Raw genomic sequence first — 24,903 nt, forward strand, 5'->3', positions numbered from 1 at the left:
GTTCCATGCCTGCTGCGGACGCAGTCGTCATCGGTGTCGACTACGGCACGCTCTCGGGACGTGCCCTGGTGGTGCGCCTCAGCGACGGAGCCGAGCTCGGCTCCGCGGTCCACGAATACGGTCACGCGGTCATGGACGCGACGCTCACCGCCCACCGCGACGAGCCGCTGCCCCCGGAATGGGCGCTCCAGGTCCCAGCCGACTACGTCGATGTGCTGAAGTCCGCGGTGCCTGCGGCCCTGCGCGAAGCCGGGGTCGTTGCTGAGCAGGTCGTCGGCATCGCCACGGACTTCACCGCCTGCACCGTGGTGCCCACGACTCGGCAGGGCACCCCGCTCAATGAGCTGCCCGAATACGCCGACCGGCCGCACGCCTACGTGAAGCTCTGGAGGCACCACGCAGCCCAGGCTCAGGCCGACCGGATCAACGAGCTCGCCCACTCCCGCGGAGAATCCTGGATCAACCGCTACGGCGGGTTCATCTCCTCCGAATGGGAGTTCGCCAAGGGTCTGCAGGTCCTGGAGGAAGATCCCGAGATCTACGCGGCCATGGACCACTGGGTGGAGGCCGCCGACTGGATCGTCTGGCAGCTCACCGGGGAATATCTGCGCAACGCCTGCACCGCCGGCTATAAGGGCATCTACCAGGACGGCAGCTACCCCGACGCGGAGTTCCTCTCGGCTCTGAACCCCGAGTTCTCCGGCTTCGTCACCGAGAAGCTCGAGCACCGGATCGGGCAGCTCGGGGAGCGCGCCGGGGGGCTCAGCGCCGCCGCGGCGGAGTGGACCGGGCTTCCGGAGGGCATCGCCGTGGCCGTCGGCAACGTGGACGCCCATGTCACCGCTCCGGCCGCCGACGCGGTGGCGCCGGGGCAGATGGTGGCGATCATGGGAACCTCGACCTGTCACGTGATGAACGGAGACCACCTGGCCGAGGTGCCCGGCATGTGCGGGGCCGTCTATGGCGGCATCACCGACGGGCTCTGGGGCTATGAGGCCGGACAGTCCGGGGTGGGCGACATCTTCGCCTGGTACGTGGCGAACCAGGTCCCTGGAAGCATCAGCGAGGAGGCCGAGACCCGGGGCCTGAGCGTGCATGAGCTGCTCACCGAGAAGGCCGCCACGCAGCCGGTCGGCGCGCACGGACTGATCGCTCTGGACTGGCATTCCGGAAACCGCTCGGTGCTGGTGGACCATGAGCTCTCCGGGCTGGTGCTCGGTGCGACCCTGGCGACCAAGCCCGAGGACGGCTACCGCGCCCTGCTGGAGTCCACCGCCTTCGGCACCCGCACCATCATCGAGGCCTTCAACGACTCCGGGGTTCCGGTGACCGAGCTCGTCGTCGCCGGGGGACTGCTGCGGAACTCCTTCCTGATGCAGCTCTACGCCGACATCACCGGGCTCCCGATCTCGACCATCGTCTCCACCCAGGGCCCCGCCCTGGGCTCGGCCATCCACGCCGCCGTCGCCGCCGGAGCCTACCCGGACGCCTCCGCCGCCGGCGCCGTCATGGGCGGGCGCCGGCGCAACGCCTACACCCCGCAGCCAGACGCGGTGACCGCCTATGACGAGCTCTACGCCGAATACCGGGCGCTGCATGATCACTTCGGCCGCGGCGGCAATGACGTGATGCGCCGGCTCAAGGCCATCCGGCGTCGGGCACGCCACCAGGAGGTCAGCGCATGAGCGCACTGCATCTGAACGACTTCTCCGCCTCGGCCAGAGAGGCCATCGCTTCGGCGCGGGAGGCTGTGGCCGCGCTGCATGCCGAGCTGCCCCGCAATGACCTGGTGGCCTGGACCGCCGGCAATGTCTCGGCCCGGGTGGACCTGGATGAAGGCGCCGAGCAGGCTGCCGCCCACGCCTCGGAGAACGTCTCAGGCGATATCTCGGGGCTCTTCGTGATCAAGCCCTCCGGGGTCAGCTATGACGAGCTGAGCGCGGCGAACATGGTGGTCTGCACCCTGGACGGGGTCAAGGTCGATGACGACACCTCGATCGGGCTCTCGCCCTCCTCCGACACCGCCGCCCATGCCTATGTCTACCGGCATATGGGCCACGTCGGCGGGGTGGTCCACACCCATTCCTCCTATGCGACCTCCTGGGCGGCCCGGGGTGAGGCGATCCCGTGCGTGCTGACCATGATGGCCGATGAGTTCGGCGGTGACATCCCCGTCGGGCCCTTCGCGCTGATCGGGGACGACTCCATCGGCCGCGGCATCGTGGAGACGTTGCGGGGCTCCCGGTCGAAGGCGGTGCTGATGGACCGCCATGGACCGTTCACCATCGGGGCCGATGCGAAGGAGGCGGTGAAGGCGGCGGTGCTCTGTGAAGAGGTGGCGCGCACCGTGCACTTCGCCCGCGCCTATGGGGAGCCGCAGCGGATCGCGCAGCACCAGATCGATGCGCTCTATGCGCGGTATCAGAACGTCTATGGACAGAAGGACAACACATGAGCGCCAGCGCCGGAACTTCGAAGACCATGAATCCCACCGCTTCTCTGTTGGCTTCTCCTTTCGCGGGGAAGTCGATCTGGTTCCTCACCGGATCTCAGGGCCTCTACGGACCCGAGACCCTTGAGACGGTGGCCGAGCAGTCCCGTCAGGTCACCGACGCCCTCGTTCGTGCAGAGCAGATCCCGGTGGACATTGTGTGGAAGCCGGTGCTCACCGAACGCGACACGATCCGCACCGCAGCGCGTGAGGCCAACGCGGATGAGAACTGCCTCGGGGTGATCGTGTGGATGCACACCTTCTCTCCGGCGAAGATGTGGATCGCAGGGCTAGAAGCCCTGGCGAAGCCGCTGCTGCACTTCCATACCCAGGCGAATATGGCGCTGCCCTGGGCGGATATCGACATGGACTTCATGAACCTGAACCAGGCCGCCCACGGGGACCGGGAGTTCGGTTACATCGCCACCCGTACCGGGGTGCGCCGGAAGACCGTGGTCGGGCACAGCACCGATCCTCGGGTGCAGGCCGAGGTGGGCACCTGGGCCCGCGCCGCGGCCGGGTGGAACGCATTGGCGAACATGCGGGTGTGCCGGTTCGGGGACAATATGCGCAACGTCGCGGTCACCGAGGGGGACAAGACCGAGGCCGAGATCCGGCTGGGCACCTCGATCAACACCTGGGCGGTCAATGACCTGGTCGCACGGGTCGACGCCGTGACCGATGCGCAGGTCGATGAGCTGCTGGCCGAGTACGACGCTGAGTATGACGTCGCCGCTGAGCTTCAGGCCGGCGGGGAGCGCCGGGAATCCCTGGCCTATGCGGCCCGCCAGGAGGCGGGGATGCGGTCCTTCCTTCACGAGGGCGGGTTCTCCGCGTTCACCACGAACTTCGAGGATCTCGGCGGGCTCCGTCAGCTCCCTGGCCTGGCGGTGCAGCGGCTGATGAGCTCCGGCTACGGCTTCGGTGCCGAAGGTGACTGGAAGACCGCGCTGTTGGTCCGGGCCGCGAAGGTCATGGGCCATGGGCTGCCCGGGGGTGCTTCGTTGATGGAGGACTACACCTACGAGATGACTCCGGGGCGGGAGAAGATCCTGGGCGCGCACATGTTGGAGATCTGCCCCTCGCTGACCACCTCGACTCCGCGGATCGAGATCCACCCGCTGGGCATCGGGGACCGGGAGGACCCGGTGAGGATGGTCTTCGACACCGATCCCGGCGAGGGCGTCGTCGTGGCGATGTCTGATCTGCGCGAACGCTTCCGGCTGACCGCGAACCTGGTGGACCTGGTGCCCCCGGATCAGCCGCTGCCGAACCTTCCCGTGGCCCGCGCGGTCTGGGAGCCGCGGCCTGATTTCGCGACCTCGGCGACCTGCTGGCTCACCGCCGGGGCAGCCCACCACACGGTGCTCTCCACCGGGGCCGGGCTTCAGGCCTTCGAGGATCTCGCGGAGATCGCCGGGATGGAGCTGGCAGTGATCGATGCGGCGACCACTGCCCGCGGGTTCGCCAAGGAGCTGCGATTCAACGCCGCCTACCACCGACTTGCGCAGGGGCTCTAGCCAGCTGTGCGCATCAGACCCACTCATTCGCACCACGTGCCTGCCACAGCGGCAGACATCACTTCTCAGGAGGAAACATCATGCACAACCGATCAATGAAGATGTTGGGCATCTCGGCGGCTCTGGTCCTTGGTCTCACCGCTTGCGCGGGAGGCGGCGCCGGAAGCGACGGCGGCGGAGACGACGCCGATGGCGGGGACGCGGCCCCGGAGGACATGACAGTAGGTGTCGCCATGCCGACGCAGACCTACGAACGCTGGCTCAACGACGGCGCCTCCGTCGAGGAGGGCCTGGAGGAGCTCGGTTATACGGCCGACCTGCAGTACGCCGACGACGACATCCCCACCCAGCAGCAGCAGATCGACCAGATGATCACCCAGGACTACGACGCGCTGATCATCGCCTCCATCGACGGCTCGGCGCTGACCAGCCAGCTCGACGCCGCAGATGCGGCCGACATCCCGGTCATCTCCTACGACCGGCTGCTCACCAACAGCGAGAACGTCGACTTCTACGTCACCTTCGACAACTTCGCTGTGGGCCAGGAGCAGGCCAACGCTTTGCTCTATGGTCTGGGGGTCTTCGACGAGAACTTCGAGGAGGCCGAGGACGCCCCCGAGGAGACGCTGAACGTCGAGCTCTTCGCTGGCTCACTGGATGACAACAACGCCCGCTTCTTCTGGGACGGCGCGATGGACGTGCTCGAGCCCTATATCGAGGACGGCACCTTGGCAGTTCCTTCCGGCCAGACCACCATCGAACAGGCCGCCACGCAGCGCTGGGAGCAGGAGACCGCCCAAGAGCGCATGGAGAACCTGTTGACCAGCACCTATAGCGGGGGCGAAGAGCTCCACGGGGTGTTCTCCCCGGCAGATCCGCTCTCCCGCGGCATCATCAACGCTCTGCGCGGCGCAGGCATGGGCGACGACATCGAGAGCGGCCTGCCGATCGTGACCGGCCAGGACGCTGAGATCGCCTCGGTCTCGCTGATCGCCGAAGGCGTGCAGCACTCGACCATCTTCAAGGACACCCGCAACCTTGCTGATCAGGCGGTCAGTGCCGCGGACTCCTTCCTCAACGGGGAGGAGCCTGAGGCCAACGACACCGAGAGCTACGACAACGGGTCCGCGGTGATCCCCTCCTACCTGCTGCCGGTGGAGATGATCCTGCAGGAGAACTATGAGGAGATCCTCGTCGACTCCGACTTCTATACCGAGGAGCAGGTCGAGTCCGGCCAGCAGTGACCTCGATCGGGCAGTGGCCCTGATCCACCACTGAGCTGAGCACCGCTCACCAGTTACGCCGGTCGGGCCCGGGGCGAGCGCCCCGGGCCCGACCTCCGGCAGAGGTCCTAAGGAGGGCCCATGAACGAGAACATCCTTGAGATGCGCTCCATCACTAAGAAGTTCCCCGGAGTGGTGGCGCTCCAAGACGTGAACCTGCAGGTGCGACGTGGAGAGATCCACGCCGTCTGCGGTGAGAATGGAGCAGGAAAATCCACGCTGATGAAGGTTCTCTCCGGCGTTCACCCGGCTGGCACCTACGAGGGCGAGATCCACTTCGAGTCCAAACATGTGAGCTTCTCCTCGCTCAACGACTCCGAGGCCCTGGGCATCGTCATCATCCACCAGGAGCTTGCGCTCGTGCCGCACCTCTCCGTGGCGGAGAACATCTTCCTGGGCAATGAAAAGAGCCGCGCGGGAATCATCAACTGGCACGAGGTCAACCTTGCGGCCGCGGCCCTGTTGGACAAGGTGGGTCTCCGCGAGAACCCGGTGACTCCGGTGGGCCACCTCGGGGTGGGCAAGCAGCAGCTCGTGGAGATCGCCAAGGCGCTGAGCAAGAACGTGAAGCTGCTGATCCTCGACGAGCCTACGGCGGCGCTGAACGACGAGGACTCCGCGCACCTGCTCGGTCTCATCCGTGACCTGCGCGACGAGGGAGTCACCTGCATCATCATCTCGCACAAGCTCGGTGAGATCGCGGCCGTGGCGGACTCCACCACCGTGATCCGCGATGGCGGCACGGTGGAGACCATCGATATGGCCGAGGCCACCCGCAATGGGGAGGACCTCACCCGGCGGATCATCCGCGGCATGGTCGGCCGGGACATGGAGAACATGTACCCGGAACGCGATGTGACCATCGGTGAGGAGGTGTTCCGCGTCGAAGACTGGCACGTGAATCACCCGACTCAGCGCGACCGCAAGGTCGTCGACGGAGCCTCGCTGAATGTGCGCGCCGGTGAGGTGGTGGGCATCGCGGGTCTCATGGGTGCGGGGCGGACCGAACTGGCGATGAGCGTGTTCGGAAAGTCCTACGGCCGCGACATCAGCGGCACGGTGTATATGCACAAGAAGCCGGTGAAGGTGGACTCCGTGGCCGACGCGATCAAGGCGGGCATCGCCTACGTCAGTGAGGATCGCAAGCGCTACGGGTTGAACCTGATCGACGACATCCGCCGCAACGTCACCGCGGCTGCGCTGAAACGCGTCGCTCCGCGGGGCTGGATCAACGGCAACGAGGAGATCGCGGTGGCCGAACGTTACCGCAGCTCCATGAACATCAAGGCGCCCACGGTGATGTCGGTCATCGGGAAGCTCTCCGGCGGCAACCAGCAGAAGGTGGTGCTGAGCAAGTGGCTCTACACCGAACCCGAGCTGCTGATCCTGGACGAGCCGACCCGCGGCATCGACGTCGGCGCGAAGTACGAGATCTATTCCATCATCAACAAGCTGGCTGCCTCAGGGAAGGCGATCATCATGATCTCCTCTGAGCTGCCCGAGGTGCTGGGCATGTGCGACCGCGTCTACGCGCTGTCCGCCGGCCGGATCACCGGGCAGCTTCCCGTGGAAGACGCAACCCAGGAGCGCCTCATGGAGCTCATGACCAGGGAGAAGGACTGAGGCATGACCGGTACATCTAATCTCATCGAGCTCTTGACGCGGAATCTGCGTCAGAGCGGCATCTACATCGCCTTCGTGTTCATCGTCCTGCTGTTCACGGTGCTCACCGGCGGCACCCTGCTGAGCCCCGGGAACATCACGAACCTGGTGCTGCAGTACTCCTACATCCTCATCCTTGCCATCGGCATGGTGATGATCATCGTCGCCGGTCACATCGACCTCTCGGTGGGCTCCGTGGTGGCACTCACCGGCGGCGTGGCCGCCGTCGTGGTGATCCGCGAGGGAATGCCCTGGTGGGTGGGCATCATCGCCGCACTGCTCACCGGTGTGCTGGTGGGCATCTGGCAGGGCTTCTGGGTGGCGATCGTGGGCATCCCTGCGTTCATAGTGACCCTTGCGGGCATGCTGATCTTCCGGGGGCTCGCGATGCAGGTGCTGGACAACGTCTCGCTCTCGCCGTTTCCCAACGAGTATCGGCAGATCGCCGGCGGATTCTCCAACGGACTGCTCGGCGGTCCCGGCTATGACATCTTCACCCTGTTGATCTTCGCGCTGGCCTCGGTCGGGTTCGCCGTGCAGCAATGGCGCGCGCGGATGCGGAAGCTGGAGTACAAGCAGCCGGTCGAGGCGCTGTGGCTCTTCGCGATCCGGGTGCTCGCCGTGGTGGCGGTCATCATGGCCTTCGGCTGGCAGCTGGCGAACTCCCGCGGCATGCCATACGTGCTGGTCCTGCTTGCGGCACTGGTGCTGATCTATGGATTCGTCACCCAGCGCACCGTGTTCGGACGCCACATCTACGCCATGGGCGGCAACCTTGATGCTGCCAAGCTCTCCGGCGTGAAGACCAAGCGCGTGAACTTCCTGCTCTTCGTCAACATGGGCGTGCTGGCCGCCGTCGCCGGCATCGTCTACTCCGCCCGGTCGAACTCGGCGCAGCCGGCGGCTGGCAACATGTTCGAGCTCGACGCGATCGCCGCAGCGTTCATCGGCGGAGCGGCGGTCACCGGCGGCGTCGGCAAGGTCCAGGGCGCCATCATCGGTGGCCTGATCATGGCGGTGATGTCCAACGGGATGCAGATCCTGGGCATCGACCAGTCCACCCAGAACGTCGTGCGCGGCGTGGTGCTGGTGCTGGCCGTGGCCTTCGACGTCTGGAGCAAGAAGCGGTCCTCGGTCAGCGCCTGAGGCCGATCCTGCGGCGAACCCGGGACAGTCCTCGAGTGTGCGATCCAAACAGATGGTCCGGCCAGGTCAGGCCGAACTCCTGGACGGATCGCACACTCGACGACGTCCGGGCGACATCGCGCACCGTGACACCGCCCACGTCTGGAAGTATGAGGGAATGACCATCGATTCCGCACAGCACACCTCGGTAATCCGCAGCGCATGGGCCCCGGTGGACGAGCGGCGGCTCTTCCTCGGCGAAGGTGCACGCTTCCTGGAGACCGGGATCAGCCCGGTCCCGGAGACCGAGCAGCCCGGCACCGCCGCGCACCCCTTCGTGCTGGTCGACATCTTGGACGGCGCGCTGTACTCCACCACCGCCGAGCCCGGCTCGGGACTGACCCTGCAGGGCAGCCTGGACGAGCCGCTCGGCGCGGTGGCACCGGTGCGTCAGCACAGCTCTGCACCCGACGGCCGCTGGATCGCGGCGCTCGGCAAGGGCCTCGCCCTGCTGGAGCGCTGCGCCACAGGTGAGCTGCAGGTCGTGGAGACACTGGGTGAACCCGCCGCCGGCCGTTCCTCGGTGCCGCTGCGGATGAACGACGCCGTGGTCGACCCGCACGGCCGCTTCTGGGCCGGCGCCATGGCCTACGACGGCGACGCCGGGCAGGGCTTCTTGCTCCGGCTGGATCCCGACGGGTCGATCCAGATCGTGCTCGAGGACCTGGCCATCCCCAATGGTCCGGCCTTCAGCGCCGACGGGGCCACGATGTACCTCTCCGACACCCCCACCGGGTGGATCCGTCGCTACCGGGTGGACATCGCCACCGGTGGACTCGACGCCGGCGAGGACTTCATTCACATCAGCGAGGGCGGCCCCGACGGGATGACCGTCGACGCCGAAGACTGCCTGTGGTCCGCGGTCTGGGGCGGGTCCTGCCTGCACCGCTACTCACCCTCCGGGGAGCTGCTCGAGCGCATCGAAGTGCCGGTGCGCCAGCCCACTTCCATCGCGCTCAGCGCCGCGCCGCCCTACCGGGTGATGGTCACCTCTGCCACCGAGAACCTTCAGGAGCTCACCGACCACGACGGACGCGTGATCACCGCCGAGGTCAGCGTCGCGGGTCGCCCGGCGGTGAGCCATCTGCGCAGTCCCGAGCAGGAGCCGCAGGCCAACTGGGCCGGGAACCTCACCTACTCCGCCGACCGGCTGGTCCGGCCGCGCTCCATCGAGGAGCTGGCCCGGATCGTCTCCGAGTCTGACCAGGTCAAGGCGTTGGGCAGCCGGCACAGCTTCAGCTCCGTGGCCGACACCACCGGCACACTGGTCGAACTCACCGAGATGCCGCGGGTCTTCAGCCTGGACGCCGAGGCGGGTACCGTCACCTTCGACGCGGCCACCCGCTATGGGGACCTCGCCGCAGCGCTGCAGGACCAGGGCTGGGCGCTGCCGAACATGGCCTCGCTGCCACACATCACCGTGGCGGGGTCGGTGGCCACCGGCACCCACGGCTCGGGTGATCACAACCCGCCGCTGGCCTCCTCCGTGCGCAGCCTGGACATGATCCTGGCCGACGGCAGCCTGCGGACCTTCAGTCGCGGCGACGCAGACTTCGACGGTGCGGTGGTCAGCCTCGGCGCCCTCGGGGTCGTCACCACGCTCACCTTGGATGTGGTCCCCAGCTTCGAGGTCCGCCAGGACATCTACGACGGGGTCAGCTGGGCCGGCGTGCTGGAGAACTTCGAGGAGCTCACCGGCGCGGCCTACAGCGTGAGTCTGTTCACCCGGTGGGCCGGAGAGGACTTCGGGCTGGTCTGGATGAAGTCCACCCAGGAGCCTCCGGCAGAGGTGCTCGGCGTCCGCGCCCGGAGCCAGGACATCGGTCTCGCCGGAGGCCCCCCGGAGTTCGCCACCGAACAGGGCGGGCGGTGGGGCAGCTGGGACCAGCGCCTGCCGCACTTCCGGCTGGACTTCACCCCCAGCAACGGTGACGAGCTGCAGAGCGAATACCTGCTCCCGCGCGAGAATGCCGTGGAAGGACTGCGCCGGATGCGCGCCCTGGCCGCTGAGATCGAGCCGCTGCTCCTGATCAGCGAGATCCGCACGATGCCGGCGGACGAGCAGTGGCTCAGCGGTGCCTCCGGCCGGGAGACCGTCGGGTTCCACTTCACCTGGCTCCAGCGCGAGGCGGAGGTCGCGGCGCTGCTGCCGCGCCTCGAGGAACAGCTGCTCCCGCTCGGCGCCCGGCCGCACTGGGGCAAGCGGTTCGCCACCACCGAGATCGCCAGCCTCTACCCCCGACTGGGGGACTTCACACGTCTGGCCGAGGAGCTGGACCCGCATCGCACTTTCCGCAACGCGTTCCTGGAGGATCTGCTCTTCGGCTCGGAGTCGCGCAGCTGAGCCAGCCCAGGCGCCGGCGCGCCACCCACCACCAGGCGCCGACGGCGCCGGAAAGCGGGATACATATGTGGTTCGATTCGTGGTCAGACCTGGGGCGGGTGCTGCTGATCGGCATGACCGCGTATGTCATGTTGATCCTGGTGATCCGCCTCTCGGGCAAGCGCACGCTGAGCCAGCTCAACGCCTTCGACTTCATCGTCACGGTGGCGCTGGGATCCGTGCTGGCGACGATCCTGCTCAGCAGTGATGTCTCCTGGACTGAAGGTGCGCTGGCTCTGGTGCTGCTCGCAGGGCTGCAGTTCATCCTGGCCTGGATCTCCGCGCGAGCGCCCCGGTTTCGAACGCTTATCACCGCACGGCCCGCGGTGGTGCTCTGGCATGGGGAGCTGCAGGCGGAGCAGCTGCGCCGCAACCGGCTCTCGGCCTCCGAGGTGCACCAGGCGATCCGCAGCAGCGGTGCCGGAGATCTGGGCGGCATCGCCGCCGTCGTGCTGGAGACCAACGGCACGCTCAGCGTGATCTCCACAGAGAACCTGGGTGACAGCTCAGCCCTGAGCGACCTCAACTGAGCCGGCCTGTTGGAGCGCGCCCGGCGCCACAGGAAGTGATTAGTTGCGCGGTGATGCGTTTTGCGGCACAAGGCGTAAGGTTGACGCGGATCACATTCCTGCTGCTGCCGAGGAGTCCGATTGACCGAGTCCACCGAAGTTCAACAGCCCGCCCCGACGTCCGCCGGACGCCCCCTGCGGGTGGCGATCATCGGCCATGCGTTCATGGGTGTCGCCCACACCCACGCCTGGCGGACCGCGCCGAGGTTCTTCGATCTTGACCACGCCCCCGAGCTCGCCCTGCTCGTCGGTCGCGACGCGGCCCGCACCCGGGCCGCCGCGGACCGGCTGGAGATCGCAGAGATCGAGACCGACTGGCGCCGCGCCGTCGAACGCGAGGACATCGACGTCGTCGACATCTGCACCCCGGGCAACACTCACGCCGAGATCGCCCTGGCGGCCCTGGCTGCCGGCAAGCACGTGCTGTGCGAGAAGCCGCTGGCCAACTCGGTGGCCGAGGCTGAAGCGATGACGGCCGCCGCCGCGCGGGCCGAGGCCGAGGGGGTGCGCACCTTCTGCGGGTTCAGCTACCGCCGGACCCCTGCACTGGCGCTGGCGAAGCGCTTCGTCGAGGAGGGCCGGCTCGGTGAGATCCGGCATGTGCGCGCGCAGTACCTCCAGGACTGGCTCAGCGACGCCGACACCCCGCTGAACTGGCGACTGGACAAGGACCAGGCCGGAAGCGGGGCTCTGGGCGATATCTGCGCCCATTCCGTGGATGCCGCCCAGTGGGTCTCCGGACAGCTGATCACCGGCGTCTCCGCCATGCTGCACACCTTCGTGGAGACTCGCCCGCTTGCCGGGGCGGCCGAGGGACTGGGCGGCCGCGCCGAAGCCGGCGCGCCGCGCGGCCCCGTGACGGTGGACGACGCCGCGGCCTTCACCGCGCGGTTCGACGGCGGGGCCATCGGCGTCTTCGAGGCCACCCGGTTCGCCCAGGGACGCCGCAACGCCAACCGGCTGGAGATCAACGGCAGTCTCGGATCCATCGCCTTCGACTTTGAGTCGATGAACACCCTGGAGTACTTCGACGCCCGCGATGACCAGGCGGCCCAGGGCTTCCGCACCATCCAGGTCACCGACGCGGTGCACCCCTACACCGATCACTGGTGGCCGGTGGGCCACGGCCTGGGCTACGGGGACCTCTTCGTACACCAGGTGGCCGACGTCGTCGCCGCCCTGGAATCAGACACCGCGCCGCGGCCCGACTTCGCCGAGGCGCTGAAGGTCCAGCGGGTGCTCCACGCCGTGGAGGCCAGCGCACAGGACGCCAGTCGCTACACCCCGGTCCACCGACCAGAACCCCAAGACTGAGAGAGACCATGACCAAGAGCGCACTCATCGTCTGCGGCGGCTGGGACGGGCATCAGCCCGTGGAGGCCACCGAGATGTTCCTGCCCTTCCTGGAGGCCAACGGCTACCAGGTGGCGATCCATGAATCCCCGGAGGTCTACGCCGACGCCGCGACCATGGACTCGGTGGACCTGATCGTGCAGTGCATGACCATGTCCACCATCGAGAAGGACCAGCTGGAAGGCCTGCGCACCGCCGTCGCCGCAGGCTCCGGGCTGGCCGGGTGGCACGGCGGCATCGCCGACTCCTACCGAGCCAGCGACGGATACCTGCAGCTGATCGGCGGGCAGTTCGCCCACCACCCGGCGGTGCACCCCGAGGAGCGCACCGGTGAGCAGTCCGACTACTACACCCCGCATCGCATCGACATCGCACCGGAGGCCGCCGATCACCCGATCACCACCGGCATCGAAAGTTTCGACCTGGTCACCGAGCAGTACTGGGTGCTCCACGATCAGCTCATCGACGTGCTCGCCACCACCACCCTGCCCAAGCGGGACTTTGACGAGTGGGAGAAGCCGCACGTGAACCCGGCGATCTGGACCCGACGCTGGGGCCGCGGCCGAGTCTTCGTCTCGACCCCCGGGCACCGCGTCGAAGTGTTGGAGAACCCGAACGTGCGCACCATGATCGAGCGCGGCATGCTCTGGGCCAGCCGATGAGCGCCGGGGCAGGGTTACCGCAAGGATCGCCGCAGGGGTCGCCGCAAGAGTCGCCGCGTGGGGCGCACCAGGGATCGCCGCAGGCATCGACGTCCGAACCGCAGCGGACGCTCAACCTCGGGCTCATCGGAGCCGGAAACATCAGCGGCCAGTACCTGCAGACGCTGAACCGTCTCGAGGACCTGAACCTGGTCGCCGTCGCCGACCTGGATCTCGATCGGGCCCGAGAGGTGGCCGCGACCGGCGGCGCGGAAGGGGTGAGCGTCGATGAGCTGCTCGCCGCCCCGGAGGTGGACGCCGTCATCAACCTCACGATCCCGCGGGCCCACGCGGAGACCTCGCTGGCTGCGATCGCCGCCGGCAAGGGGGTCTATGTGGAGAAGCCCTTCGCCGCGACCGTGGCTGAGGGTCAGCAGATGCTCGCCGCCGCCGAAGCGGCCGGAGTGGTCATGGGCAGCGCGCCGGACACGGTGCTGGGCACCGGGGTGCAGACCGCACGCGCCGCCGTGGACGCCGGGCAGATCGGGACCCCGATGAGCGCGGTGGCCACCATGGTCACCTCCGGGCATGAGAGCTGGCACCCCAACCCTGATTTCTACTACCAGCCCGGCGGCGGACCGCTGCTGGACATGGGCCCGTACTACGTCACCAGTCTGGTCACGCTGCTGGGTCCGGTGACCTCTGTCATCGGTGCCTCCAGTGCGCTGCGGACCGAGCGCGAGATCGGGTCAGGTCCCAGAGCGGGGGAGAAGCTGAGCGTGAGCACTCCGAGCCACATCACCGGGGCGCTGATCCACGAGTCGGGCGCCATCTCCACGCTGGTGATGAGCTTCGACGGCACCGCCAGTCAGGCGCCGCCGATCGAGGTCCATGGCACCGAGGGCTCGATGGCGGTCCCGGATCCGAATCACTTCGCCGGAGACGTGCAGATCACCCACGATCGCGGCCCCTGGCAGTCGCTGGAGACCGCCGGCGGCTACGTGCAGGCGGCACGCGGCTACGGTTTGGCCGATCTGTTCTGGTCCGGCGCCTTCGACGGCGACCCCACGCTGGGCCGCGCGCAGGGAGCACTGGGTCTGCACGTGCTCGAGGTGATGGCCGGGGTGCTCAGCGCCGCGGAGACCGGCGCCTCGGTGACCATCAGCTCCCGGGCGGATCGTCCGAGCGCGGTGCCGCTGGACCCTCGATGAGTCCCTGCTTCGGGGGTCCTGCGGTGTCGGCCGAGGTGTATTGAGGCCTAGGCTTGCTGTCATGACCCCGCCCAGCTCTCGGCCCACCATGCGCGACGTCGCGGAACGCGCACGCGTGTCTCCCAAGACGGTCTCCAACGTGCTGACCGGGACCGCGCAGGTGCGCGAGCCGACCCGGCTTCGCGTGGAGCAGGCGATGCGTGAGCTGGACTTTGTGCCCAACCTCAGCGCCCGTGGGCTGCGCAACGGCCGGTCCGGAGTCATCGGGCTGGCGCAGCCGGACCTGCGGGCCGCCTTCTCGGCCAGCATGACCCACGCGGTGGTGGAGGCCGCCCACGCTCGCGGACTGGTGGTCCAGGTCGAAGAGACCGCCGCGGAGCCGGCGCGGGAACGCGACCTGGTGACCCGGGCCCGCACGCATCTGATCGACGGGATGATCCTGAATCCGGTGCGGCTGCAGGACAGCGTGGTCGAGCATCTGGACCACCTTCCGCCCATCGTGCTGATCGGCGAGGTGGAGCAGCACCGCACCGACCGGGTCTTCATCAACTCACGTTCCGCCGCCCGCGACGCGGTCCGCCATCTCTTGGCCCGCGGCGCCCGCCGCATCGTCGCCCTGGGCGGCGCGGAGCACGGGGCTGGTCTGGACAAGGCCACCCAGGGGCAGCGGCTGCGCGGATACCTCGCCGGCCTGGCCGAGGCGGAGCTTCCCGCGTCGCCTGAGCTGCAGGTGGAGGTCCCGGAGTGGACCATCGCCGGCGGTGCGGCGGGGATGCGAGAGATCCTGGAGCGGGGGGCGGAGTTCGACGCGGTCCTGGCCTTCACGGACTCGATCGCGCTGGGCGCCATGCATGAGCTGCGCAGCTGGGGGGCCCGGCTGCCCGAAGACGTGCTGGTCTGCGGCTTCGACGACGTCGAGCACGCGCGCTTCGCGGGCACCCCGCTGACCACGATCGCCTTCGACCACCAGGCCTACGCGAACGCGGCGCTGGACCTGCTGACCTCCCGGATGCGGGATCGTGGGCTGCCGCCCCGCGCGCAGGAGATCCCCTATGAGCTGCTGGCGCGCACCAGCACCCAGGGACCCCCCGCTGGCTTCTCAGGAAAAAACTCACCGATCTAGTGTGACACGGGCCACATCTGTGTAGGATGGGCGCAGTCTTTACATCGATGTAAAATACAGCCGATCACGATTGCGGAGCTTGAGCCCGCGCACGTCCGGAGTGGTGAGTGATGACCGAACTACGCGTCAACCGTCGAAGCGTCCTGGCCGGGGGCCTCGCCGCGGCAGGCCTCGCAGCGCTCTCAGGCTGCTCCCCGGGCCAGAACGGCGCCGCGCGGACCCTGCAGTTCTGGCACCTGCTCAGCGGAGGCGACGGCATCGCCCTGCAGGGCCTGATCGACGGGGTGAACTCCGCCCACCCCGAGTTCCACGTCCGGCCCACGGTGCTCGCCTGGGGTGCGCCCTACTACACGAAGCTCTCTATGGCCGGCGCCGGAGGCCGCGCACCCGAGCTCGCGGTGATGCACTCCTCCCGCGTGCCCGGCTACGTCCCCGGCGGTCTGCTGGACCCCTGGGACTTGAACCGGTTCCGCGAGCTCGGCGTGGACGAGTCCACCTTCAGCGAACCGGTCTGGAACTCCTCGGTGGTCGACGGAGAGCTCTACAGCGTCGCCCTCGACGCGCATCCGTTCATCGCGCTCTACAACACCGACATCTGCGAACAGGCTGGGGTGTTGGACTCCGATGGTCAGCTGCTGCGCCCCAGCGATCCCGAGGAGTTCCGCGAGATGTGTCGCGAGATCGCCGGGGTCACCGGGACCCACGGCCTGTCCTACGGATTCATCGGCGACGGCCAGCAGATGTGGCGGCTGTTCTACACGCTCTACTGCCAGCACGGGGCCGAGATGACCTTCCCCCCGGGGGGCCAGGTGGAGATGGACCCCGAGGCCTTCGCCGCGGTGCTGGAGTTCATGCACTCCCTGGCCGACGGCGAGATCGCCGCCCAGCGCGGCACCATCGATGTGGCGATCGCCGAGTTCGCCGCGCAGCGCTCGGGCATCCACTTCACCGGCGTCTGGGAGCTGCCCGCGATGCAGGACGCCGGAGTGCCGGTCGGGGCGACCATGATCCCACCGCTCTTCGGCGGGAACGCGGTCTACGCGGACTCGCACTCCTTCGTGCTCCCGCACCAGAGCGAACCCGACGAGCAGGCCCGCCACGACACCTACACCGTGGTCGCAGACCTGCTGAAGTCCTCGCTGACCTGGGCGGCAGCAGGCCATATTCCGGCCTACCTGCCGATCGTGGAGGACCCGGCGTACGCCGAGCTCACGCCGCAGGCGGAGTACGCCGAGGCCGCGGACTATCTGGTCTATGACCCGGTGGCCTGGTTCACCGGATCCGGATCCAACTTCGTCCAGCAGTTCGGCCAGATCGTCGGCGGTGCGGTGGTCTCGGGCAGCGGCTATGCCGAGGCCGCGGAAGGCTTCCGCAGCTATGTGAACACCATGCTCGCCCAGCCCAATCCCGCCGATCCCCAGGGAGAACGGTCATGACAGATGTGATGGCAGACCGCAGCGCGGTCGGACCCGATCCGGAGGTGACGCCGGGAGCGGCGTCTGGTCCGCGTCCCGCTCCGCCCACTCAACGACAGGCCAGGCGCCGCGGCCAGCTGGCCGCGTGGGCCTTCCTGGCCCCGTTCATGGTGGCCTTCGTGCTCTTCGTGATCTGGCCGCTGGTCCACGGGGTCTTCCTGTCGCTGACCGATCAGTCCCTGACCGGCTCCGGCGGCAGCTTCATCGGCCTGCAGAACTACTCCGAGGCGCTCTCCGACGCCGTGATGTGGCGCTCGATCGGCAACACGGTGTGGTTCACCGTGCTCACCACGGTGCCGCTGGTGCTCATCGCGCTGATCATGGCGCTGCTGGTGAACACCGGGCTGCCCGGCCAGTGGCTGTGGCGGCTCTCGTTCTTCATGCCGTTCCTGCTCGCCTCCACGGTGATCTCACAGATCTGGGTCTGGATCTTTAACCCCGAGATCGGCGCGGCGAACGAGATCCTCAGCGCCGTCGGCCTCGAACCGATCGCCTGGCTGCAGACCGCCAACGTCGACCTGATCTCGATCGCCATCGCGACCATCTGGTGGACCGTGGGCTTCAACTTCCTGCTCTACCTCGCGGCGCTGCAGAACATCCCGACGCTGCAGTATGAGGCCGCGGCGGTCGACGGGGCCGGTCCCTGGCGGCAGCTGTTCTCGATCACGCTGCCGCAGCTGGGGCCGGTCACCGGAGTGATCCTGATCCTGCAGATGCTGGCCTCGCTGAAGCTCTTCGACCAGGCCTATCAGATGATGAACGGCAATTCCTCGGAGAGCTCACGCCCGATCGTGCAGTACATCTTCGAGGCCGGCTTCGTGGGCTACCGCTTCGGCTACGCCTCGGCCATCTCCTACATCTTCTTCGTGCTCATCGTCTTAGTGGGCATCGCGCAGATGATCGTGCTCCGCCGCCGGAAGGAAGACTCATGAGCACCACGACCATGACCAAGATCGATGCCCCCGTAGCCGATGTCACCCAGGTGAGACGGACCAACCGGATGCCGGGGGAGAAGCCCTTCGGGCTGCTCCGGATCCTCGCGTTCGCCGCCCTGGTGCTCATGGCGCTGCTCTGGCTGCTCCCGGTCTTCTGGGCGCTGGTGACCTCCTTCAAGACCGAGACCGACGCCGCCTCCGGAGGCCTTGACCTCATCGGCCCCAGCGGCTTCACCACCCAGGCCTTCGAAGCGATCCTCTCCCAGGGCAACGTCTACATCTGGGCGCTCAACAGCCTCTGGACCTCCGCGGTGATCACTGCGATCACCGTGGCGATCTCCGCGCTGGCCGCCTACGCGTTCTCCCGGCTCCAGTTCAAGGGCAACCGCTGGCTCTTCCTGATGGTCATCGCCTCGATCATCGTGCCTTCCCAGGCCCTGATCATCCCGCTCTACTACCAGATGCTGACCTTCAACATGGTCGACACCTACTGGGGGCTGATCCTCCCGCAGGTCGTGATGGCGCCGATCGTGTTCATCCTGAAGAAGTTCTTCGACGCGGTGCCCGTGGAGCTCGAAGACGCGGCCCGGGTCGACGGTGCAGGCCGGCTGCGGGTGTTCTTCTCCGTGGTGCTCCCGCTCTCACGCCCGATCCTCGGCGCGGTCTCGATCTTCGTGTTCATCCAGGCCTGGAACAACTTCCTGTGGCCCTTCCTGATCATCAACGACACCACCCTGATGACGCTGCCGGTCGGGCTGCAGACCGTGCTCAGCGCCTACGGCGTGCAGTACTCCCAGGTCATGGCGCAGGCGGTGCTCGCCGCGCTGCCGCTGGTCATCGTGTTCCTGTTCTACCAGCGCCAGATCGTGAAGGGGGTGGCGACCACCGGCTTCGGCGGCCAGTGACCCGATCCGCCAGCCCGAGCAGTCCCGATCCAGCAGTCTCGACTTAACAGCCCTATCCAGCAGTCCAGACCCATCAGGCGCACCACGCAGCGCACCCCCCCCCCGATCACAAGGAGCACCATGTCCCACGCCCGCATCATCGTCGACCGTGACTTCACCATCGCCGATGTCTCCCCGCGACTCTTCGGCTCCTTCGTGGAGCATATGGGCCGCTGCGTCTACACGGGGATCTACGAGCCCGGCCATCCGGAGGCCGATGACCAGGGATTCCGCAAGGATGTGATGGCCCTGGCCAAGGAGCTCGGCGCCACCGTCGTGCGCTACCCCGGCGGCAACTTCGTCTCGGGCTATAACTGGGAGGACGGGGTCGGTCCGCGCGAGGATCGGCCGGTGCGGATCGACGGCGCCTGGCACACCATCGAGACCAACGCCTTCGGCCTGCATGAGTTCGTCGAATGGGCCAAGCGCGCGGACATGGAGGTTATGGAGGCGATCAACCTGGGCACCCGTGGCGTGGACGAGGCCCGGGCGCTGGTGGAATACGCCAACCACCCCTCCGGCACCTACTGGTCGGATCTCCGCCGCGAACACGCCGCCGCCGCAGGTACCAGCGAGGAGCCCTTCGACATCAAGCTGTGGTGCCTGGGCAACGAGCTCGACGGCCCCTGGCAGATCGGGCACAAGACCGCCGAGGAATACGGCCGGCTCGCCCAGGAGGCCGCGAAGGCGATGAAGCTGGTGGACCCGGACATCGAGCTGGTCGCCGTGGGCTCCTCGGGCAAGCAGATGCCGACCTTCGGCACCTGGGAGCAGACCGTGCTCAGCCACACCTATGACGAGGTCGACTACATCTCGATGCACGCCTACTACCAGGAGCACGACGGCGACGCCGCCTCGTTCCTGGCCGAGGCGGTGAACATGGACGGCTTCATCGACGGGGTGGTCGCGACCATCGATGCGGTGAAGGCGGCCGGGAAGCACACGAAGCAGATCGACATCTCCTTCGACGAGTGGAACGTCTGGTACCAGCAGGGGGTCGACTCCGAGGATCAGCCGGAACAGGTGGCCAAGGAGTGGAAGTCTCATCCGCGATTGATCGAAGACAAGTACTCGGTCACGGACGCCGTCGTCGTGGCCACCTTGATGCACTCGCTGCTGCGCCACGGCGACCGGGTGCGGATCGCGAACCAGGCGCAGCTGGTCAACGTGATCGCTCCGATCCGGTCGGAGGAGAACGGGCCGGCCTGGCGGCAGACCATCTTCTGGCCCTTCGCGCGGATCGCCGAGCTGGCCACCGGCGAGATCCTGCGCCTGGTCGTGGACGCGGATCAGCAGCACACCGAGCGGCACGGCGACGTGGACATCATCGACGCCGCCGCTACCTACGACGCAGAGACCGGGGCGCTGAGCCTGTTCGTCGCGAACCGCGGGCTGGAAGAGGCCGCTGAGGTCTCCCTGGACCTGCGCGGGTTCACCGCCAGCGAGGTGCTGCGCGCGGAGGTGCTGACCATCCCCGAGGGAGGTGACCGGCATACCGCCAATGACCTCGAGAGCCAGGAGGCTGTCGGGCTGGTGCCGCTTCAGGGCGTCCGACTGAGTGAGTCGGGACAGGGCGAGTCGGGGCAGAGCGGTGCGGTCACCATGAGCCTGCCGGCACTCTCCTGGGCGGTGGTGCAGGTAAAGGTCGCCTGAGCTAGACGGAAGGCTTGGCGCAGGGGTGGGCGCACGGCCGGATCGGTGGCATCGTGTGAGACAAGCGCCGAACGCGGTGCGCCCATCACGTACCGTCCACAGTCGTGAAATTCCACAGTCGCCGAAGCGACCGGTCTAGGAGCACTCAATGGTTCAGCGTCAACTGCCCAAGCCGCGCGACATCGCGCCGCTGATGAAGTTCAAGAAGTTCGACTTCAATGCCTCCCGCCGTCGGCTCTCCGCGGCGCTGACCATCGAGGACCTGCACAAGATCGCCAAGCGGCGCACTCCGAAGGCCGCGTTCGACTACACCGACGGCGCCGCGGAGGGCGAGTTCTCGCTGACCCGGGCCCGGGAGGCGTTCCAGGACATCGAGTTCAACCCCTCGATCCTGCGCGACGTCTCTGAGGTCGACACCTCCTGCGAGATCTTCGGCGGACGCTCCGCGCTGCCCTTCGGGATCGCGCCCACCGGGTTCACCCGGCTGATGCAGACCGAAGGCGAGATCGCCGGAGCCACCGCGGCCGGGGCCGCCGGGATCCCGTTCACCCTCTCCACCCTGGGCACCACCAGCATCGAGGCGGTCCAGGAGGCCAACCCGCACGGGCGCAACTGGTTCCAGCTCTATGTGATGAAGGACCGCGAGATCTCCTATGACCTCACCGAGCGTGCCGGCAAGGCCGGGTTCGACACCTTGTTCTTCACCGTGGACACCCCGGTGGCCGGGGCCCGGCTGCGGGATAAGCGCAACGGGTTCTCGATCCCGCCGCAGCTGAGCCTGGGCACCGTTCTCAACGCGATCCCGCGACCGTGGTGGTGGTATGACTTCCTGACCACGCCGCCGCTGGAGTTTGCCTCGCTGACCTCTACCGGGGGCACGGTGGGGGAGATGCTGGATAAGGCGATGGATCCTTCGATCAGCTTCGAGGACCTGAAGATCATCCGTGCGCTGTTCCCCGGGAAACTGGTGGTCAAGGGGGTGCAGAACGTGGAGGACGCGAAGAAGCTCGCGAGCCTCGGGGTGGACGGGATCGTGCTCTCGAACCACGGGGGCCGTCAGCTGGACCGGGCCCCGGTGCCGTTCCATCTGCTGCCCGAGGTGGTCCGTGAGGTCGGAGACGACCTCGAGGTGACCATTGATACCGGGATCATGAACGGCGCTGACATTGTGGCCTCGATCGCGCTGGGCGCGAAGTTCACACTGATCGGGCGGGCTTATCTCTATGGGTTGATGGCCGGTGGTCGGGCCGGGGTGGATCGGACCATCGAGATCTTGGCCGATCAGGTGGAGCGCACGATGCTGCTGCTGGAGGTCCCGAATTTGGCGGAGCTTGAGCCCAAGCACGTGACCCAGCTCGAACGTCTGGTCCCGCGCGCCCGCTGACCCTGCCTTCCTGCGTGCTGGCCTTCTGGGTGCTGAGGGGTGAGGCTCAGCGCTTGGACGCGCGGTAGCCCGCGTTCCGGGCGCCCGCCGTGGTGGCGAAGCACTCTTCGGGCTTGGTCGCCTTGTAGTACGCCCCGCTGGGCACGTGGTAGATCCCGGAATTGGCGTTGCCCTTGACCGGGTAGCCCTTCGGGCAGTGGAAGGTCGAGGACGTGATCTTCACGCTGGTCGGCTTCTTCACCGGGGCCGGCGACTTCACCGCAGCGGTCGACGCCGAGGTGCGGGTCAGCGTGGTGTGTCCGGACCTCTTGCCGGTCACCTGTACCGAGATCCGCTTGCCCTGGTGAGCCGAGGAGATCTTGTAGGTCCGGCTGGTCGCGCCCTTGATCGCGGTGCCGTTGGCACGCCACTGATAGGAGAAGGACGTCGACGATGTCCACGTCCCGACGCTGGCCGAGAGGGCCTTCCCGGTGGTCGCCGAACCGCTGATCTTCGGAGTGGAGGAGCGCGCCACTTTCAGCGTGGCCGCAGAGGTCTTCGAGGCTGTGGTGTACCCGGAGCGCTTGCCGGTGACCTGCACGGTGATCCGTTTGCCCTGCTGCGCGGTGGTCGGAGTGAAGCTGCTGCGGGTGGCGCCGCTGATCGCTCTGCCCTCGGCGGACCAGCGGTAGCTCAGCGATGTCCCACTGGTCCAGGTGCCCGGCTTCGCGGTGAGCTTCGTGCCCACGGCGGCGGCGCCGGAGATCGTCGGCGTGGGGGCGCGCAGGGTCTTCAGCGCAGCGCGGCTCGTGGTGAGATCGACCCCGGCTGAGACTGAGGCTGAGGCTGCGGCGCAGAGGCGCTGACCGCGGAATAGGTGAGCGGCGGCGTCGTCGGCTCTGGGGGTGGCGCGGAGGCGCCGATCAGAGTGGCGGCAAGAACGGTGGTGGTCAGGACCGTGGCGAGGGTCCGCCAATGCTGGGAGGTGCCCATGGCGTTGGTCTCCAGTGTGAGGCGTCCGCTGCGCGGGACGGGGCGGCACCAGGATCTGCTCCTGAACAGTGTGATCATATAGCGGAACATGCCGATGTCCACCGCCCTGCGGAACCCCACCCTTCCTGGGTGGTTGAGTCTTCCGGCAGGAACGTATCGACCAGAGAACCCAACCGCCCAGGAGGGGTGGGGCTGGGGTTGGGGCCGGTGTCGCAGGGCTTCACGACCCTGCCAGGCGCGGCGTTTCATGCGACCATGGAAAAGGTCTGTTTCTCCATACATCTCGAGAGTGAGGCGGGAGCACCGCATGGTGAATGCACCCCTGCACATCATCACCCTGGTCAAGTGGGTCCCCGATGCCCAGCTGGAGCGTCGCTACAACGCCGAGGGGCGCATCGACCGCGCTGAGGGCGTGCTCAGCGAACTCGATGAATACCCGCTGGAGGCCGCCCTGCAGCTGCGCGAGGCCGCGGCGGACCGTGAGGTGCGGGTGACCGCGCTGACCATGGGTCCCGCCGGGGCCAGCACCGCCGCGAAGAAGGCCCTGCAGATCGGCGCCGATGACGCCTATCAGCTCACCGATGAGGCCCTGATCGGGGCGGACATCTGGGCCAGCTCGGTGGCGCTGAAGGCCGCTGTGGAGACCGTGGCTGGAGCCGGAGAGTTCGACTCCGGCGAGCCCGAGTACCTGGTGCTCACCGGCATGGCTTCTGAAGAGGGCGAATCCGGCGCGATCCCCGCCCAGCTGGCCGAGCGCCTCGGCGCCCACGTGGTCACCTACGCCACCGGCCTGGAGCTGACGCCGGACCGTCTCGTGGTCACCCGCTCCGGCGGCACCGAGTCGCAGAAGGTCGCGGTGGCGATGCCCGCCGTCGTCTCGGTCACCGATCAGGCCAACGACCCGCGCTACCCCAACTTCAAGGCCATCATGGCTGCGAAGAAGAAGCCGCTCACCCGGCTCAGTCTCGCCGATATCGGGCTGCGCGCCGAAGAGGTCACCGCGAGGGTCCGGGTGCTGAGCACCACCGCGCGTCCGCCGCGCACCGCCGGAGAGATCATCACCGATGAAGGGGACGCCGGTCTGAAGGTCGTCGAATTCCTCGCGAAGGAGCGTCTGCTGTGAGCAATGTCCTGGTCTTCTTCGATGTGCTCGGCGATGCGCTGAGCCCGACCCAGCGCGAGCTGATCGCGCAGGCCCAGTCGCTGGGCGAGGTCCATGTCGCCGTCGGCGCCTACCAGGGCGACCCCACCCCGGCGCTGGCCATCGCCGGCCTCGGTGAGGTCTACCTCGCCGAGACCAGCCTGCCCGCCCCTGAGGTCGCCGTGGTGGACCTGCTCGAGACCGCCGTCGCGGAATGCGAGGCCGAGGTCATCCTGGGCTCCTCCACCGCGGACATCACCGACGCCCTGGCCCGGCTCGCCGTGCGCCTGGACACCGGGATCATCTGCGGTGTCGCGGCGCTCAACGGTGAACTCATCGCCACGAAGTCGGAGCTGGCCGGCTCCTATACGACGACCTCGCAGCTGATCCCGGCCCCGGGTCGGCCGCTTGTCGCGACCTTCAAGCCGAACAGCCTCGACCCGCAGCGGGTCGACGCCCTCCTGCACGCCGGAGACCAGCCCGACGGCACCGTGCTGCCGGTGCGCCCCTCCGAGGGGGGCGTCGAGATCCTCGAGCGCACCGCCCTGAAGGTCTCCGCCCGTCCAGCCCTGGCGGAGGCGCGCGTGGTCGTCGCCGGCGGTCGCGGCGTCGAAGGGGACTTCACCCCGCTGGAGGACCTCGCCGATGAGCTCGGCGCCGGACTGGGCGCCTCCCGGGCGGCCACCGACGCCGGCTGGATCGAACACGCCGCTCAGGTGGGCCAGACCGGGGTCACCGTCTCCCCGCAGCTCTACATTTCCGCCGGGATCTCCGGCGCGATCCAGCAGCGCGCGGGCATGCAGACCGCCGGCACCATCGTGGCGATCAACAAGGACGAGGACGCTCCGGTCTTCGAGATCGCCGACTTCGGCGTGGTGGGGGACCTGCACGAGGTCATTCCGCAGATGATCGAGGAGCTGCGCCGCCGCAAGGGGTGACCCTGCGCATCGCCACCACCCCGCTCATCACGCCGACCAT

21 protein-coding genes are annotated in these 24,903 nt (G+C 67.8%); 19 read left to right on the top strand and 2 right to left on the bottom strand.

Annotated elements, in window-relative coordinates; translation table 11 throughout:
* The first annotated feature begins 5 nt into the window (after nucleotides 1-5).
* The 17 genes from araB to BG28_RS08895 all read left to right on the top strand — a co-directional run bounded on the left by araB (nucleotide 6) and on the right by BG28_RS08895 (nucleotide 21,812).
* Nucleotides 6-1,685, top strand: coding sequence for a ribulokinase (araB, locus tag BG28_RS08815; protein ID WP_036475776.1), 1,680 nt, complete (start codon nucleotides 6-8; stop codon nucleotides 1,683-1,685).
* Nucleotides 1,682-2,455, top strand: coding sequence for an L-ribulose-5-phosphate 4-epimerase (locus BG28_RS08820; protein ID WP_036475779.1), 774 nt, complete (start codon nucleotides 1,682-1,684; stop codon nucleotides 2,453-2,455). Before araB ends, BG28_RS08820 begins: the two co-directional genes overlap by 4 nt.
* Nucleotides 2,456-2,481: 26 nt before the next feature.
* Complete coding sequence (araA, locus tag BG28_RS08825) at nucleotides 2,482-4,011, top strand: L-arabinose isomerase (RefSeq protein WP_235181056.1); 1,530 nt, start codon at nucleotides 2,482-2,484, stop codon at nucleotides 4,009-4,011.
* Nucleotides 4,012-4,091: 80 nt separating this feature from the next.
* On the top strand, nucleotides 4,092-5,255 hold the full coding sequence (gene chvE / locus BG28_RS08830) for a multiple monosaccharide ABC transporter substrate-binding protein (protein WP_036475780.1): 1,164 nt from the start codon (nucleotides 4,092-4,094) through the stop codon (nucleotides 5,253-5,255).
* 120 nt (nucleotides 5,256-5,375) lie between these two features.
* On the top strand, nucleotides 5,376-6,917 hold the full coding sequence (gene mmsA / locus BG28_RS08835) for a multiple monosaccharide ABC transporter ATP-binding protein (protein ID WP_036475786.1): 1,542 nt from the start codon (nucleotides 5,376-5,378) through the stop codon (nucleotides 6,915-6,917).
* Between the two features lie 3 nt (nucleotides 6,918-6,920).
* On the top strand, nucleotides 6,921-8,102 hold the full coding sequence (gene mmsB, locus BG28_RS08840) for a multiple monosaccharide ABC transporter permease (protein ID WP_036475787.1): 1,182 nt from the start codon (nucleotides 6,921-6,923) through the stop codon (nucleotides 8,100-8,102).
* 157 nt (nucleotides 8,103-8,259) lie between these two features.
* A complete protein-coding gene (locus tag BG28_RS16790) occupies nucleotides 8,260-10,485 on the top strand; it encodes an SMP-30/gluconolactonase/LRE family protein (protein WP_161634820.1) in 2,226 nt (741 codons plus the stop codon).
* Nucleotides 10,486-10,550: 65 nt separating this feature from the next.
* A complete protein-coding gene (locus BG28_RS08850; RefSeq protein ID WP_036475789.1) occupies nucleotides 10,551-11,054 on the top strand; it encodes a DUF421 domain-containing protein in 504 nt (167 codons plus the stop codon).
* Nucleotides 11,055-11,174: 120 nt separating this feature from the next.
* Nucleotides 11,175-12,407, top strand: coding sequence for a Gfo/Idh/MocA family protein (locus BG28_RS08855; RefSeq protein WP_084479596.1), 1,233 nt, complete (start codon nucleotides 11,175-11,177; stop codon nucleotides 12,405-12,407).
* Between the two features lie 8 nt (nucleotides 12,408-12,415).
* Complete coding sequence (locus tag BG28_RS08860) at nucleotides 12,416-13,108, top strand: ThuA domain-containing protein (RefSeq protein WP_036475790.1); 693 nt, start codon at nucleotides 12,416-12,418, stop codon at nucleotides 13,106-13,108.
* Nucleotides 13,105-14,298 (top strand): Gfo/Idh/MocA family protein, encoded by a 1,194-nt coding sequence (locus BG28_RS08865; RefSeq protein WP_084479597.1) that lies wholly within the window; start codon nucleotides 13,105-13,107, stop codon nucleotides 14,296-14,298. Before BG28_RS08860 ends, BG28_RS08865 begins: the two co-directional genes overlap by 4 nt.
* 61 nt (nucleotides 14,299-14,359) lie before the next feature.
* Nucleotides 14,360-15,421 (top strand): LacI family DNA-binding transcriptional regulator, encoded by a 1,062-nt coding sequence (locus BG28_RS08870; protein ID WP_036475791.1) that lies wholly within the window; start codon nucleotides 14,360-14,362, stop codon nucleotides 15,419-15,421.
* Between the two features lie 110 nt (nucleotides 15,422-15,531).
* Nucleotides 15,532-16,857, top strand: a complete 1,326-nt coding sequence (locus tag BG28_RS08875; protein WP_036475793.1) for an extracellular solute-binding protein — start codon at nucleotides 15,532-15,534, stop codon at nucleotides 16,855-16,857.
* The gene (locus BG28_RS08880; protein WP_235181048.1) at nucleotides 16,854-17,828 is read left to right on the top strand and encodes a carbohydrate ABC transporter permease; all 975 of its coding nucleotides are present in this window, start codon (nucleotides 16,854-16,856) and stop codon (nucleotides 17,826-17,828) included. Before BG28_RS08875 ends, BG28_RS08880 begins: the two co-directional genes overlap by 4 nt.
* Entirely contained in the window at nucleotides 17,825-18,736 is a 912-nt protein-coding gene (locus BG28_RS08885) for a carbohydrate ABC transporter permease (RefSeq protein ID WP_036475794.1), read from the top strand. Before BG28_RS08880 ends, BG28_RS08885 begins: the two co-directional genes overlap by 4 nt.
* Nucleotides 18,737-18,856: 120 nt before the next feature.
* Nucleotides 18,857-20,428 carry an alpha-N-arabinofuranosidase gene (locus tag BG28_RS08890; RefSeq protein WP_036475797.1) on the top strand — a complete coding sequence of 524 codons (1,572 nt, stop codon included), beginning with the start codon at nucleotides 18,857-18,859 and terminating at the stop codon, nucleotides 20,426-20,428.
* A 148-nt stretch (nucleotides 20,429-20,576) separates the two neighbouring features.
* Complete coding sequence (locus tag BG28_RS08895; RefSeq protein ID WP_036475798.1) at nucleotides 20,577-21,812, top strand: alpha-hydroxy acid oxidase; 1,236 nt, start codon at nucleotides 20,577-20,579, stop codon at nucleotides 21,810-21,812.
* Nucleotides 21,813-21,858: 46 nt separating this feature from the next.
* On the opposite strand, the gene BG28_RS08900 is transcribed toward BG28_RS08895, so the two are convergent.
* Together BG28_RS08900 and BG28_RS14445 are read right to left on the bottom strand one after the other, a co-directional pair.
* Nucleotides 21,859-22,539, bottom strand: coding sequence for a hypothetical protein (locus BG28_RS08900; protein WP_051501218.1), 681 nt, complete (start codon nucleotides 22,537-22,539; stop codon nucleotides 21,859-21,861).
* Between the two features lie 44 nt (nucleotides 22,540-22,583).
* Entirely contained in the window at nucleotides 22,584-22,904 is a 321-nt protein-coding gene (locus tag BG28_RS14445) for a hypothetical protein (RefSeq protein ID WP_051501219.1), read from the bottom strand.
* 187 nt (nucleotides 22,905-23,091) lie between these two features.
* On the opposite strand from BG28_RS14445, the gene BG28_RS08905 reads away from it, so the two are divergent.
* Nucleotides 23,092-23,907: an electron transfer flavoprotein subunit beta/FixA family protein gene (locus tag BG28_RS08905; protein ID WP_235181049.1), complete on the top strand. Its 816-nt coding sequence runs from the start codon at nucleotides 23,092-23,094 to the stop codon at nucleotides 23,905-23,907.
* Nucleotides 23,904-24,863, top strand: a complete 960-nt coding sequence (locus BG28_RS08910; RefSeq protein WP_036475799.1) for an electron transfer flavoprotein subunit alpha/FixB family protein — start codon at nucleotides 23,904-23,906, stop codon at nucleotides 24,861-24,863. The genes BG28_RS08905 and BG28_RS08910 overlap by 4 nt, the downstream gene beginning before the upstream one ends.
* Nucleotides 24,864-24,903: the final 40 nt, after the last annotated feature.

Source organism: Nesterenkonia sp. AN1, assembly GCF_000582475.1.
Classification (GTDB): Bacteria; Actinomycetota; Actinomycetes; order Actinomycetales; family Micrococcaceae; genus Nesterenkonia; species Nesterenkonia aurantiaca.

Coding starts and splice junctions, on each gene's coding strand:
- BG28_RS08880 (WP_235181048.1), top strand. CDS start 16,854: ATGACAGATGTGATGGCAGACCGCAGCGCGGTCGGACCCGATCCGGAG.
- BG28_RS08865 (WP_084479597.1), top strand. CDS start 13,105: ATGAGCGCCGGGGCAGGGTTACCGCAAGGATCGCCGCAGGGGTCGCCG.
- mmsB (WP_036475787.1), top strand. CDS start 6,921: ATGACCGGTACATCTAATCTCATCGAGCTCTTGACGCGGAATCTGCGT.
- chvE (WP_036475780.1), top strand. CDS start 4,092: ATGCACAACCGATCAATGAAGATGTTGGGCATCTCGGCGGCTCTGGTC.
- BG28_RS08870 (WP_036475791.1), top strand. CDS start 14,360: ATGACCCCGCCCAGCTCTCGGCCCACCATGCGCGACGTCGCGGAACGC.
- BG28_RS08820 (WP_036475779.1), top strand. CDS start 1,682: ATGAGCGCACTGCATCTGAACGACTTCTCCGCCTCGGCCAGAGAGGCC.
- BG28_RS08860 (WP_036475790.1), top strand. CDS start 12,416: ATGACCAAGAGCGCACTCATCGTCTGCGGCGGCTGGGACGGGCATCAG.
- mmsA (WP_036475786.1), top strand. CDS start 5,376: ATGAACGAGAACATCCTTGAGATGCGCTCCATCACTAAGAAGTTCCCC.
- BG28_RS08890 (WP_036475797.1), top strand. CDS start 18,857: ATGTCCCACGCCCGCATCATCGTCGACCGTGACTTCACCATCGCCGAT.
- BG28_RS08895 (WP_036475798.1), top strand. CDS start 20,577: ATGGTTCAGCGTCAACTGCCCAAGCCGCGCGACATCGCGCCGCTGATG.
- BG28_RS08875 (WP_036475793.1), top strand. CDS start 15,532: ATGACCGAACTACGCGTCAACCGTCGAAGCGTCCTGGCCGGGGGCCTC.
- BG28_RS08850 (WP_036475789.1), top strand. CDS start 10,551: ATGTGGTTCGATTCGTGGTCAGACCTGGGGCGGGTGCTGCTGATCGGC.
- BG28_RS16790 (WP_161634820.1), top strand. CDS start 8,260: ATGACCATCGATTCCGCACAGCACACCTCGGTAATCCGCAGCGCATGG.
- BG28_RS08885 (WP_036475794.1), top strand. CDS start 17,825: ATGAGCACCACGACCATGACCAAGATCGATGCCCCCGTAGCCGATGTC.
- araB (WP_036475776.1), top strand. CDS start 6: ATGCCTGCTGCGGACGCAGTCGTCATCGGTGTCGACTACGGCACGCTC.
- araA (WP_235181056.1), top strand. CDS start 2,482: ATGAATCCCACCGCTTCTCTGTTGGCTTCTCCTTTCGCGGGGAAGTCG.
- BG28_RS08905 (WP_235181049.1), top strand. CDS start 23,092: ATGGTGAATGCACCCCTGCACATCATCACCCTGGTCAAGTGGGTCCCC.